Source organism: Rhizobium mesoamericanum STM3625 (assembly GCF_000312665.1).
In the GTDB taxonomy this organism is placed as follows: Bacteria; Pseudomonadota; Alphaproteobacteria; order Rhizobiales; family Rhizobiaceae; genus Rhizobium; species Rhizobium mesoamericanum.
Window position 1 is genome coordinate 523,381 of record NZ_HF536772.1, and the last position, 13,069, is coordinate 536,449.

At 58.9% G+C, this 13,069-nt stretch carries 13 protein-coding genes; 2 read left to right on the forward strand and 11 right to left on the reverse strand.

Features of this window, described 5'->3' with window-relative positions:
- Window positions 1–74 precede the first annotated feature (74 nt).
- The 10 genes from BN77_RS02550 to BN77_RS02600 all read right to left on the reverse strand — a co-directional run bounded on the left by BN77_RS02550 (window position 75) and on the right by BN77_RS02600 (window position 10,288).
- On the reverse strand, window positions 75–845 hold the full coding sequence (locus BN77_RS02550) for an SDR family NAD(P)-dependent oxidoreductase (RefSeq protein ID WP_007528124.1): 771 nt from the start codon (window positions 843–845) through the stop codon (window positions 75–77).
- A gap of 317 nt (window positions 846–1,162) precedes the next feature.
- The gene (locus tag BN77_RS02560) at window positions 1,163–1,570 is read right to left on the reverse strand and encodes a F0F1 ATP synthase subunit epsilon (protein ID WP_007528126.1); all 408 of its coding nucleotides are present in this window, start codon (window positions 1,568–1,570) and stop codon (window positions 1,163–1,165) included.
- Window positions 1,570–1,806: a hypothetical protein gene (locus tag BN77_RS02565; RefSeq protein WP_007528127.1), complete on the reverse strand. Its 237-nt coding sequence runs from the start codon at window positions 1,804–1,806 to the stop codon at window positions 1,570–1,572. Before BN77_RS02565 ends, BN77_RS02560 begins: the two co-directional genes overlap by 1 nt.
- The gene (gene atpD, locus BN77_RS02570) at window positions 1,806–3,254 is read right to left on the reverse strand and encodes a F0F1 ATP synthase subunit beta (RefSeq protein WP_007528128.1); all 1,449 of its coding nucleotides are present in this window, start codon (window positions 3,252–3,254) and stop codon (window positions 1,806–1,808) included. Before atpD ends, BN77_RS02565 begins: the two co-directional genes overlap by 1 nt.
- Before the next feature lie 23 nt (window positions 3,255–3,277).
- Entirely contained in the window at window positions 3,278–4,162 is an 885-nt protein-coding gene (locus tag BN77_RS02575; protein WP_007528129.1) for a F0F1 ATP synthase subunit gamma, read from the reverse strand.
- A gap of 23 nt (window positions 4,163–4,185) precedes the next feature.
- The gene (gene atpA, locus BN77_RS02580) at window positions 4,186–5,715 is read right to left on the reverse strand and encodes a F0F1 ATP synthase subunit alpha (RefSeq protein ID WP_007528131.1); all 1,530 of its coding nucleotides are present in this window, start codon (window positions 5,713–5,715) and stop codon (window positions 4,186–4,188) included.
- Complete coding sequence (locus tag BN77_RS02585) at window positions 5,715–6,275, reverse strand: F0F1 ATP synthase subunit delta (RefSeq protein WP_007528132.1); 561 nt, start codon at window positions 6,273–6,275, stop codon at window positions 5,715–5,717. Before BN77_RS02585 ends, atpA begins: the two co-directional genes overlap by 1 nt.
- 259 nt (window positions 6,276–6,534) lie before the next feature.
- Complete coding sequence (locus BN77_RS02590) at window positions 6,535–6,924, reverse strand: AGROH133_08824 family phage infection protein (protein WP_007528133.1); 390 nt, start codon at window positions 6,922–6,924, stop codon at window positions 6,535–6,537.
- Between the two features lie 79 nt (window positions 6,925–7,003).
- Complete coding sequence (locus BN77_RS02595; RefSeq protein ID WP_007528134.1) at window positions 7,004–9,220, reverse strand: primosomal protein N'; 2,217 nt, start codon at window positions 9,218–9,220, stop codon at window positions 7,004–7,006.
- 120 nt (window positions 9,221–9,340) lie between these two features.
- Entirely contained in the window at window positions 9,341–10,288 is a 948-nt protein-coding gene (locus tag BN77_RS02600; RefSeq protein WP_007528135.1) for a GNAT family N-acetyltransferase, read from the reverse strand.
- A gap of 141 nt (window positions 10,289–10,429) precedes the next feature.
- Here BN77_RS02600 and BN77_RS02605 point away from each other — a divergent pair, with 141 nt between their 5' ends.
- The gene (locus BN77_RS02605; protein ID WP_007528136.1) at window positions 10,430–11,362 is read left to right on the forward strand and encodes a tyrosine recombinase XerC; all 933 of its coding nucleotides are present in this window, start codon (window positions 10,430–10,432) and stop codon (window positions 11,360–11,362) included.
- An 81-nt stretch (window positions 11,363–11,443) separates the two neighbouring features.
- The gene (locus BN77_RS02610; protein WP_007528137.1) at window positions 11,444–12,523 is read left to right on the forward strand and encodes a TraB/GumN family protein; all 1,080 of its coding nucleotides are present in this window, start codon (window positions 11,444–11,446) and stop codon (window positions 12,521–12,523) included.
- Here the strand turns inward: BN77_RS02610 and BN77_RS02615 are convergent.
- Window positions 12,520–13,023 (reverse strand): cytochrome b, encoded by a 504-nt coding sequence (locus BN77_RS02615; RefSeq protein ID WP_007528138.1) that lies wholly within the window; start codon window positions 13,021–13,023, stop codon window positions 12,520–12,522. The two genes, BN77_RS02610 and BN77_RS02615, sit on opposite strands and share 4 nt — an antisense overlap.
- Between the last annotated feature and the right edge of the window lie 46 nt (window positions 13,024–13,069).

Below are 13,069 nucleotides of genomic sequence, written 5' to 3' on the forward strand. Positions count from 1 at the left end.
TGAAGCTAAATCATAACATATTCGCGGCAGCCAGCTGTTTGGATCTGTCAAAATACCAAAAAAAGTCCCGCATCTCAGCAGATGAGCTGACCGCCATTGATCTCCAGCACTTGCCCGGTGATATACCCGGAGAGAGAGGGCGCCGAAAGGAAGAGGTATGCCGGCGCGCAATCCTCAGAGGTGCCCAATCGCTGCAGGGGAATAGCCTTGCGAGTCTGCTCCAGCTTCTCCGGCGACGAATACCGCTGATGGAAGTCGGTCTTAATCGTTCCAGGGGACACGCAATTCACCCGGATGCCATCTGGCGCGAGTTCTCTTGCGAGCGCCTTGGAATAGGTTGCGACAAATGCCTTCGATGCCGAATAGATTGCCGACCCCGGGCTGCCGCCCGTGACGGCAGAAATAGAAACGGTGTTGACGATTGCCGCTTCCTGCGATGCGCGCAGCGCAGGAAGAAGGGCACGGGTCACCTCGACCACCGACGTCTGGTTCAGGCGCACTATCGTTTGGTACTGCTCGTCGCTTAGGTCACCCGCCGCAAAGCGGCCAACCATGGTTCCGGCATTGTTGATGAGCACATCGATCCGGTCGAAGGTCGCAAGCGCCTTCTCGGCAAATTGGCCGGTTCCACCCGATGTCGAAAAATCGGCGGCGACCAGAAAAGCTCGCCTGTCAGCTTCCGCCGTCAGCAGAAAATCGGGCAAATCACGTTTGGCGCTGCGACCGAGATGCACCAACACTCTCGCTCCACAATCGAGAAATTGCCGGGCCACTTCAAGGCCGATACCTCTGCCACCGCCAGTGACGACCACATTGCGGTTATCAAACAGCTTGGGGTGAAACATTCAGTCCTCCACGGCGCGATTAGCCGTTGCGGCTGTCGCATTACTCTGATGCAGCGAGGAACGTTGCCTAGGGTCGGTTTCCAGCAGACGCGAACCCGGCCCATCCTCTGCCAGCCGATCATAGGGATTGCGAAGCGAGCATCTTTCAACCGAGAGGCAACCACAGCCGAGGCAATCCGTCAACCGGTCGCGCAAGGCGTTGAGCCGATCGGTGCGCGTATCAAGATACTCCTTCCAGAGGGCCGCGGAGAACCAGCAGAAAATAAAAAAAGCGGCCGAAAAGCCGCTTTGCTTCAGTATCGGATGCCCCATACCAATCAATCTTGATCGATCACACCCCGAAGATGCGTCAGTTCCATGACGTAGTGCTCCAGGCGCGACTTGTGCTCGTGATGCACAGTATCTGCGATCTCTCTCTGTGCTGCTTCGATGCGAAGCGTCAACTCATCCTTGGAGAGATCCTGAATGATGACAGCAGATTCAGCCAAAAGCGTGCAGCCGGTCGGTAGAATATCGGCGAAGCCGCCAAAAACGACGTAGTCCTGCTTCGAACCGTTGGCGGAACGAACGCTGACGATCCCGGGCTTGATGGTCGTCATAGTCGGCGCGTGGTTCGCCATAACGGTCATCTCGCCGTCGGCTGCCGGAATGACAACTTCTGTCACCATCTCCGAAAGGAGCAGGCGCTCGGGAGATACGAGTTCAAAATTGAAATTGTCAGCCATCAGTGACTTACCTTCTCGGCGGCATTTGTGTCTTGCAAATTAGTCCCGCAGAACGGGCAGTGCACGATCGCTTGATCGAGATATCCAAGCCCCTCTTCGGTCTGGATCAATCCCACCACCATCATCATCACGCCATCATCCGACCTGTAGATCGTTGGCGCTGCGGGTGTAGGAAGCTCCGCTGCGACCTCCCGAAGGGCGTCGCAGCAGAAGATCTCGGCGTGAGCGTCGCTCATCAGGCAGCTGCGGACAGCTTCTTGGCCTTCTCGATGGCTTCGTCAATCGAACCAACCATGTAGAAGGCAGCTTCGGGCAGGTGGTCGTATTCGCCGTTGACCAAGCCCTTGAAGCCCTTGATCGTGTCTTCGAGAGCGACGAGCTTGCCCGGCGAGCCAGTGAAGACTTCAGCAACGAAGAACGGCTGCGACAGGAAGCGCTCGATCTTACGAGCGCGGGCAACGGCCAGCTTATCCTCTTCGGACAGTTCGTCCATGCCCAGAATGGCGATGATATCCTGCAGGGCCTTGTAGCGCTGAAGCGTCGACTGAACCTTACGAGCCACTTCGTAGTGCTCTTCGCCGACGACGATCGGGTCGAGCATGCGCGACGTGGAGTCGAGCGGGTCAACAGCCGGGTAAATGCCCTTTTCCGCAATCGAGCGCGACAGAACGGTCGTTGCGTCCAAGTGGGCGAATGAGGTTGCCGGGGCCGGGTCGGTCAAGTCGTCGGCCGGCACGTAAATCGCCTGAACCGAGGTGATCGAGCCGGTGGTTGTCGTGGTGATGCGCTCCTGCATCTGACCCATGTCGGTTGCCAGCGTCGGCTGATAACCAACGGCCGAAGGAATACGGCCAAGCAGAGCCGACACTTCGGAACCTGCCTGCGTGAAGCGGAAGATGTTGTCAACGAAGAACAGAACGTCCTGGCCCTGGTCGCGGAAGCTTTCTGCCACCGTCAGGCCGGTCAAAGCGACGCGAGCACGTGCACCCGGCGGTTCGTTCATCTGGCCGTAAACGAGGGCAGCCTTCGAGCCTTCGCCACCGCCGTGCTTGTTAACGCCCGACTCGATCATTTCGTGATAGAGGTCGTTGCCTTCGCGGGTACGTTCACCGACGCCTGCAAAAACCGAGTAACCACCGTGCGCCTTGGCGACGTTGTTGATCAGTTCCATGATGAGAACGGTCTTGCCAACGCCTGCACCGCCGAAGAGGCCGATCTTACCACCCTTTGCGTAAGGAGCGAGAAGGTCGACGACCTTAATGCCCGTCACGAGGATCTGTGCTTCCGTCGACTGATCGACGTACGCCGGCGCATCCTGGTGGATTTCACGCTTGGAGGCGGTCACCAGCGGACCAGCTTCGTCAACCGGCTCGCCGATGACGTTCATAATACGGCCGAGCGTTTCAGGACCAACCGGCACGGCGATCGGAGCACCGGTATCCGTCACAGACTGACCACGAACCAGACCTTCGGTCGAGTCCATGGCGATCGTGCGAACTTCGTTCTCGCCGAGGTGCTGCGCGACTTCGAGAACCAGGCGCTGACCCGCATTCGTCGTTTCGAGCGCATTCAAAATCGCCGGCAGTTCGCCTTCGAAAGCAACGTCCACGACGGCGCCGATAACCTGCGTGACCTTGCCGGCAGAGCCTGCCGCAGTCTTCTTGGGGGTAGCTGCCTTAGCCATCTTCTTACCCTCTTTCCCTAACCTCAGAGCGCTTCCGCGCCCGAAATGATTTCAATGAGTTCCTTGGTGATCTGAGCCTGACGCTGACGGTTGTAATTGAGCGTCAGCTTGTTGATCATTTCACCAGCGTTGCGCGTTGCATTGTCCATCGCGCTCATCTTAGCGCCCATCTCGCCGGCGACGTTCTCAAGGAGCGCGCGGAAGATCTGGACGGAGATGTTACGCGGGATCAGATCCTCGAGGATCGATGCCGGATCCGGCTCGTATTCGTAGACTGCGCCGGCATGCTCCTCGTCCTCTGCTACCGCGGTTGGAGCGGATGCGGGAATGAGCTGCTGTGCCGTCGGAACCTGCGAGATGACCGACTTGAATTCGGAATAGAACAACGTGCAGACGTCGAACTCATCGGCTTCAAACATCTCGATGATGCGCTTGCCGATCTGGTCGGCGTTCTCGAAACCGACCTTCTTCACCTCACGCAATTCCTTGCGCTCGACGATGAGCGAAGCGAACTCACGGCGCAGAACATCGTAGCCCTTCTTGCCGACAGTAAAGAACTTGACTGTCTTGCCTTCGGCGAGAAGCTTGCGAGCGTGATCGCGCGCAAAACGCGAGATCTGCGAGTTGAAGCCGCCGCACAGGCCGCGTTCGGCGGTGCAGACGACCAGCAGGTGGACCTCGTCCTTGCCGTTGCCCGTCATCAGAGCCGGCGCACCGTCGGCCTCCGTCATCGCTCCAGCAATGTTTGCCAGAACGGCACCCATGCGCTGCGAATACGGACGGGCGGCCTCGGCCGCCTCCTGGGCACGCCGAAGCTTAGCCGCGGCGACCATTTTCATCGCCTTGGTAATCTTCTGCGTCGCCTTGACGGAGGCGATCCGGTTTTTCAGATCCTTAAGTGAAGGCATCCGTTATCCGTCCTTTGGTCCGATTAGGCGAAGGACTTCGCGAAGCTATCGAGGGCAGCCGTGAGCTTGCCCCTCGTATCGTCGCTGATTGCCTTGTCCGTACGGATCGTGTCGAGGATAGCCGAGCCTTCCGAACGAAGGTACGACAGCAGCCCCTGTTCGAACTTGCCGACCTGCGCGACCGGGATCTTGTCGAGATAGCCGTTGACGCCGGCGAAGATCACCGCGACCTGCTCTTCCGTCTTTAGCGGCGAGAACTGTGGCTGCTTCAGGAGTTCGGTCAAGCGCGCACCGCGGTTCAGCAGGCGCTGCGTAGCGGCATCGAGGTCCGAACCGAACTGGGCGAAGGCGGCCATTTCGCGATACTGGGCAAGTTCGCCCTTGATCGAGCCGGCAACCTGCTTCATCGCCTTGATCTGCGCGGAGGAACCGACGCGCGAAACCGACAGCCCGACGTTAACGGCCGGACGGATACCCTGATAGAACAGGTCGGTTTCGAGGAAGATCTGGCCATCCGTGATCGAAATCACGTTGGTCGGAATGAACGCCGAAACGTCATTACCCTGGGTTTCGATAACAGGCAGAGCCGTCAGCGAGCCGGCGCCTTTTTCGTCGGAGAGCTTCGCAGCGCGCTCGAGGAGACGCGAATGCAGATAGAAAACGTCACCCGGATATGCTTCGCGGCCCGGGGGGCGGCGTAGCAGCAGCGACATCTGGCGGTAAGCAACAGCCTGTTTGGACAGGTCGTCGTAACCAATCAGTGCGTGCTGACCGTTGTCACGGAAGTATTCACCCATCGTGCAGCCAGCGAACGGCGCCAGGTACTGCATCGGCGCCGGATCGGAAGCCGTCGCGGCAACAACGATCGAATACTTCATGGCGCCGCGTTCTTCGAGAACCTTGACGAACTGGGCAACAGTCGAACGCTTCTGGCCGATAGCGACGTAAACGCAAAACAGCTTCTCGCTGTCCGGGCCGTTATCGTGGATCGGCTTCTGGTTCAGGATCGTGTCGAGAATGATGGCAGTCTTGCCGGTCTGGCGGTCGCCGATGACGAGCTCGCGCTGGCCGCGACCGACCGGGATAAGCGCATCGATAGCCTTGAGACCGGTCGACATCGGCTCGTGAACCGACTTACGCGGAATGATGCCCGGAGCCTTGACGTCGACGCGGGCGCGGCGGGTCGCGTTGATCGGGCCCTTGCCGTCGATCGGATTGCCGAGAGCGTCGACAACGCGGCCGAGCAGCTCCGGACCAACTGGAACGTCAACAATGGCGCCTGTCCGCTTGACGGTGTCGCCTTCCTTAATGTCGCGGTCCGAACCGAAAATAACAACACCGACGTTGTCCGATTCCAGGTTCAGCGCCATACCACGGATGCCACCGGGGAACTCGACCATTTCACCTGCCTGGACATTGTCCAGGCCGTAAACACGGGCGATACCGTCACCGACGGAGAGAACCTGACCGACTTCCGAGACTTCTGCCTCTTTGCCGAAGTTTTTGATCTGGTCTTTGAGAATTGCGGAAATTTCCGCAGCGCGGATATCCATCAGCCGACCTCTTTCAATGCAAGCTTAAGGGTAGAGAGTTTCGTACGAAGAGACGTATCAATCTGACGGGACCCGACCTTCACGATCAGACCACCAAGAATTGACGGATCAACCGTGACGGCAATCGCCACGTCTTTTCCGGTGACGCCCTTGAGCGCCGCCTTCAGTTCGGTTTCCTGAGCCGCATCAAGTGCATGCGCCGCAGTAACCTCGGCAGTAATTTCGCCCCGCTGGCTTGCAGCGATGATGCGGAAGGCCCTAATCATGCCCGGTAGGGCAAAGAGGCGGCGATTGCGCGCCACGACCTTCAGGAAATTCGCGAAGAAGCCGCTGATACCAGCCTTCTCGCTGATGGCGACGATCGCCTTAAGCTGATCGTCGGCCGAAAAAACAGGGCTCAAAACGAAACGCTTCAGGTCGTCGCTCTCGTCGAGCATCGCCTGGAACCGGTCGAGGTCCTTGGTGACGCTTTCGACGGCGCCTTGCTCGAGCGCCAACTCAAACAGCGACGAGGCATAGCGCTCTGCAACACCAGAAGTAAGCTGGGATGTGTCTGCCACTGGCCCAAATTTCCCTGATTTCAACTCAAGAATCCGGTTGCCGGCGGAAGCCTGACCCAGGACCTTGAATTCGTTATGATTTCCCCCAGAAATCGCAAGAGAAGCCTCTTGCTTCTTCCGAATTCGGGGTCCGTCTAACATAGGATGTTCAGACTCGCAACACGCGTAATGCCCGAATACGGCTTTCCCATCGATTTCTAACGCAAAAATGCTCAAAGCCCGACGGCAAAGAGCTCAGCGCAAGATATACCCACTCAACTCAAGCGGAAAACAGGCCAAAAACATAGGCGAGCGGGAGGGCAGCAAGGATGATTTGCACAACCAGAAGTAAATAGTTGAGAATTGTGCTCCCCTTATCCGAAAGAAGCGAGATGATGCGCGCAAATGCGGCCATGGCAAACGCGGCGCCAAGCGCCATGTAGGTCCAGTTCTGCGCCAGCATGATTGCCGAAAGACCAAAGCCTAGATAGAAGCCGCCGACGGAGCGTTGATCCGCATAGCCATCGCGGCGACCATCGCGAGGCATGAGGCCGAAGAGCCGCATCGCATAACCTGGCGCGAACATAATGACAAAGCCCGCCAGGGCCGTGAAGGCGGCTGCCGCGAAGGCGAGCTGTTCGCCCAATTCCGTTGGGAAATAAAAATCCATTCGACCGACCCCGAATCCCCTGCTTCGTCGTCCTTATGGCATGATTGACGTGTCCGGCAAAAGCCCGTCGGAAAGCGATCTACAGGAAGCTTTGCGGGTCGACGTCAAGCTGCACATGCACCGAGCCGCGCTCCTTGGGCGCCTGCGCAAGCGTCGCCCTGAGGAACGCCTGCATATCGGAATTTCGCCGCCCATGCACGAGAAGCCGGAACCGATAGCGGCCTCGCACCAGCGCAAGCGGCGCTTCAGCAGGCCCAAGGACGGAAATGCCGGAGATATTTGGGGCGGCGTTTCGAATACCCCGCGCGTGGTTTTCCGCGTCGTGGCGGGTTTCCGCGGAGACGATAATCGACGCGAGGCGTCCGAAAGGTGGCAGGACGGCGCGCTCGCGCTCGGCAATCTCTCTTTCGTAGAAGGCACTCGCATCGCCTGAGACGATTGCCTGCATAACAGGATGCTGCGGCTGATAGGTTTGGAGGAGACCGTGGCTCTTGAGGCCGGTACGCCCGGCGCGGCCCGTTACCTGCGACAGCAGCTGGAAGGTGCGCTCGGCTGCACGTGGATCGCCGTTGGCAAGGCCGAGATCGGCGTCGACAATACCGACCAGCGTCATCAACGGGAAGTTATGCCCCTTGGCGACAAGCTGTGTGCCGATGACAATGTCAGCCTCACCCTTGGCTATGGCCTCCAGCTCTAGACGCAGCCGTTTAACGCCGCCCATCATGTCGGATGAGAGCACGATCGTTCGCGCCTCGGGAAAGTGACGCTCAACCTCTTCGGCAATGCGCTCGACGCCGGGACCACAGGCAACAAGGTGATCGAAGGTTCCGCATTCAGGACAGGCCTCCGGCGAGCGCTCGGCATGACCACACTGATGGCACTGCAACTGTTTCTTGAAGCGATGTTCAACGAGCCAGCTAGAGCACTGTGGGCACTGAAAGCGGTGGCCGCAAACCCGGCAAAGTGTCAACGGCGCATAGCCGCGCCGATTGAGGAAGAGGAGGGCCTGCTGCTGCTTCTCGACCGTCTTGCCAATCGCCCGGACCAAGACCGGCGAAAGGAAGCCGCCGCGCTCGGGCGCGTGGCGACGCATGTCAATGAGGTGCAGGTCCGGCAGCGCCGCATCGCCAAAACGGGTCGGCATGTGAATGGTGCTGTAACGGCCGCTCTGCCCATTGACCTTGCTTTCGACCGACGGTGTGGCGGAGACCAGAACCACGGGGAAATCGCCAATGCGAGCGCGGACCACGGCCATGTCGCGAGCATTATAATAGACGCGATCTTCCTGCTTGTAGGCCGGATCATGCTCTTCATCGACGATGATGAGGCCAAGGTCCTCAAAAGGCAAGAACAGCGCCGAGCGCGCGCCGGCAACGACGCGAACCTCGCCCGTAACCGCCTGGCGCCAGACCTTCTCGCGGGTGCGCGGCGCCAGATCGGAATGCCATTCCGCCGGCTTGGCACCAAAACGATCCTGAAAACGCTCAAGGAAGCTAGCCGTCAGCGCGATCTCCGGCAGTAGGATCAGCACCTGCTTGCCACGCTTCAGCGTTTCCGCGATCGCCTCGAAATAAACTTCCGTCTTGCCGGAACCGGTGACGCCATCAATCAGCGACACCGCAAACTCGCCCTTTCGAACCTCGGCAAGAATCTCGTCTGCCGCTTCCCTTTGCGGGCCTTCCAGCCGTGCTGCCACGAAATCTGGATCAGGTCTCGCAACGGCCGGCGGCGGCGGCAGGAATACTGTCTCGAAGAGACCCTGGCCGACCAAGCCATCGATGACGCTTGTCGATACGCCGGCGGCATGCGCAAGTCCGCTTCGCGTCCAGGACAGACCATCTCTGGCAATATCGAGAACACGGGCGCGCGCCGGCGTCATCCGCTCCGGCTCGCCACCGACGAATCGCAGGCCCTCCACCATCGGCTCCGGCTCCAACGCATTCGGCGCACGGAGCGCCATCCGGGCAACGAGCCCGGGCGGCGACAAGGTATAGCTCGCGACCCAATCAACGAAGTCGCGCATTTCCTTGGTCAATGGCGGGCAATCGAAAACATGGCTAATGGGCCTAAGCTTCTTCGGATCGATGCCATCCTCATCTCCATCCCAGACGACGCCGATCACCTGTCTCGGCCCAAGCGGTACCTGCACGACCGAGCCGGGACCGACGGCCATGCCCTCTGGCACGGCATAGGAATAGGGCTTCGGCGCAGGCATGGGAACGAGAACCGGAACCGTGCGGTTTGCCGGCGGCGTCTCAAACAGCGCTCCAAAGAGATCGGACGAATCTGTGCTCATCGGGCGAGACCATGCCCGGATCGGCAGGAAAAGAAAACCTGCAAGATCATCGACGCCGACCCGCGGATTGATCGACGGCAGCTATCGTTCAGCAGACACATGCGAAGCAGCAAGAGCCGATTAGTGCATTGAATGGACGCTAGCCACTTCCGGCTCGGCCAACGAGACCAAGGGCAGGAATTGCGCGTCGCCATCCGCGTCAAGCTTATGCACGGTATGATTCTCCAGTGCCTTGGTCACCTCATTAATATCGCCGTCGAGATGTTCCACCGGGATCAGATTACCCACTACGAAGTCAAAGCGGTCGCCCCGCTTATTGAGAAGCTCATGAAAGACCGTCATATCCCTGAGTTCCGTCGACCACTTTGCGAGCCAATAGAACAGGCCCGAATTCCGCGCCGTCATATGCACGGGCAGAATTGGCAGATTATATTTGCGGGCAAGCCCGACAGCCGAGGTTTTCCACGGGCGCTCGTTCAGCCGTCCATTTGCCCAATGGGCAATCCGCCCGGACGGAAAGAGAACCGTCGCCTTGCCTTCCCTGACCGCACGGTTGGTAATTAGCAGCGTCTCACGGGTCTTGAGCTTGCTCTTAAACTCTTCCCGCCATTCGACCGGAATGATGACCTCGGCAAAGCGCGGATTGACGCGTATGGCGTCGCGATTGGCGAATACCATGATGTCGGGCCGCTTGTTCTTCAAAAGATCGAAGACGGCCACCCCGTCGGCAATGCCAGTCGGATGATTGCTGACGAGAATGAAGCCGCCGCTATCTGGGATTCGTTCGCCATGCCGGACACTGATATCGAGCTTCAACAGGTTGCTCATGTACTCGAAGCACTGCAGTCCCGGCATATTCGCGACGTCATTGGCGAAGCTGATCGCTCTATTGTAGCGCAGCAGCGTGTGGAGGAAGGGTCGCATGATCGGCCAGAGTGGATGCTTGACGATTTTTCGTCCGCGCTCGGCGATCAAGGTATCGACGATATGGCCCGGCCTGCCATGGGAGACGAGCGCGATCGCTTCCGCGAACTGTCCGATAGCGGTCGTTGGTTGGCGCCGTGGCATTCAAGATCCTGCGTCGTTGGAAAACCGGTTACGTCGATAATTATGATGGAAGCATGACAAGCACTTGGCCGGCATTAGGAATTCCATAACTGTCGCTGCTTCAAAATTGGCAGCAGGATTGGCAAATTCAAGGCCGAACAAGTGAACGAACTCCTGATCATCGCCGACCCTCGCCTGATGGACGAGCGCTCAGCCTGGCTCGATAGCTTGGCGCGGGAGCGACGCCTGTCGGATCACACGCTCCATGCCTACGAGCGCGACACCCGTCAGTTCCTGACCTTTCTGACCGGTCATCTCGGCGGCCCCCCAACGCTGAATGACATCCAGCTGCTGCGGCCTGCCGATTTCCGCTCTTTCCTCGCCGCGCGCCGAAAAGAGGGATCCGGGCCGCGTTCGCTGGGCCGCAACCTCGCCGGGCTGCGCTCACTCCTGCGCTACCTCGAAAAGAAGGGGCTGGTAAATGCCGCTGGCGTGGGCGCCGTGCGCTCGCCAAAACAGCCGAAGTCGCTGCCCAAACCCCTATCCGACCGGCAAGCCATCACCGTCGTCAGCGACAAGGCTCAGTTGCACGAGGAGCCGTGGATTGCGGCCCGCGACGCCGCCGTTTTTGCCCTGCTCTATGGCTGCGGACTGCGCATATCAGAAGCACTCGATCTGACACTCAATGATTTTAGCGGCGCTACCACGTTGCGCATCACCGGCAAAGGCAACAAGACCCGGCTCGTGCCGCTGCTCACAGTCGTCCTCGAGGCCGTAACAAAATACCGTTCACTGTGCCCCTATCATCTTGAAGGCGAAAACCCTCTATTTCGCGGCGCGCGCGGCGGCAAACTGCAGGCTGCGATCATCCAGCGCACCATGCAGAAGATGCGCAGCGCCTTCGGCCTTCCGGAAACGGCGACACCGCACGCGCTACGCCATTCCTTTGCAACTCACCTGCTGGCCGGCGGCGGTGATCTCAGAACCATTCAGGAATTGCTCGGCCACGCCAGTCTTTCCACCACCCAGGTATATACAGGTGTGGATTCGTCACGATTGCTTGAAGTTTACGACCGTGCCCATCCTCGGGCGTAATCTTTTGTTAACGGCTTCTCTTAAAGGAATATCCGCACGCAGAGCGTAGAGCTTAGCGATCATAGTGACCGGAAAACCATCATGACGATCTCCATCGGCCACCGCAGCCTGCATATCGCATCGCCGGGCAATCTCCTGCTTTGGCTGATCGCCGCATTTCATATGTTGCTCGCGACAACGCTGATCGCCGTTCTGTTCTCTGTTTCCTCGGCCGCAGCCGCAAATGATGATGTCTGCACCGGCCACAATATCCTGACCGATCTCAAGCAGAGCGACCCCACGCGCTACGCCGAGGTCGTGAAAGAAGCGGACGCGGTGCCGAACGGCAAGGGCATTTTCTGGAAAATAGAGAAGGTGGGGATAACCCCGTCGTGGCTGCTCGGCAGCATGCATGTGACTGATCCCCGCGTGCTGAACCTTCCGCCGCGCGCGAAGGCTGCCCATGATGCCGCCGACACTATCATTATCGAATCCGATGAGATCCTCGACGAGAAAAAGGCGTCCGCCGCTTTGCTTATGAAGCCCGAGCTGATGATGTTCACGGACGGAACGACGATTGAAAAGCTTCTATCTCACGACGACTACATTCGTCTGGAGGAAGGACTGAGGCAGCGCGGCATCCCGCTTGCCGCGGTGGCGCGTATGCGCCCCTGGATGATATCGAGTGTCGTTGCCCTGCCTGGCTGCGAAATGGCCCGCAAAGCCAACGGCGTACAGTTCCTCGATCAGAAGATTGCCGCAGATGGCGTTGCGGAGGGCAAGCAGGTCAAGGGCCTGGAAACGCTGGCAGAGCAACTGCAGGCGATGTCGGAACTACCCACCGAGTTCCATCTGAAATCGTTGATCGAAACGCTGGCCCTTGGCTCCAAGATGAACGATGTCGTCGAGACAATGACCGACCTCTATCTCACCGGCGATATCGGCATGACGATCCCGATGCTGAAGACCGTCTCGCCCGATGGCAAGGACGAGGAAAGCGACTATGCAGCTTTCGAGCAGCGCATCATCCTCGACCGCAACAAGGTGATGGCAAAGCGCGCTGAACCTATCCTTGCCAAAGGCAATGTCTTCATGGCCGTCGGCGCTCTGCATCTGCCCGGCGAAGGCGGTGTCATCGAACTTCTGCGCAAGCAGGGCTTCACAGTGACGTCTGTCAACTAGCCCCCGACGGTCATGCGCCTGAGAACATTGGTCTTCCAGTAAAACTGGTGGGCCAGCGCGCCGGCAACATGCGCCGCGATAAAGGCCCATAGGATCGCTTTGAGAATCCCGCCATGCAGTTCACCGGAAATATCGATCCCTAGATAGTACGCCGCCATGCCAGTCAGCGGCAGGAGGAAGATGAGCAGATACAGCGCGGCGTGCGCTACCTTGGCCCCAATCCGGACTGTCTTCGGCCCCACCGCCGGTTCAGCCGGCGCACCCTGAATAAGGCGCAGGCTAACACGCAGGATTGCTAGAACGAGAATGCCGATGCCTACATAGGCGTGCACATTGGCAGACGCAATCTGATCGGCCGATGGGACGCCACCATGACGAATCGTCCGGTTCCAGGCGTTCATACCATCTGGAAAGAGCAGGTTGAAAAAGATCGCGACCGCCATCACCCAATGCAGCAATCGCTGCGGGAGGCTGTATGCATCACGAGAATCGGTAGGCATGTATCTATCCTTAAAACCGCAATTAGAACAGTTCTAAGGTAAATGG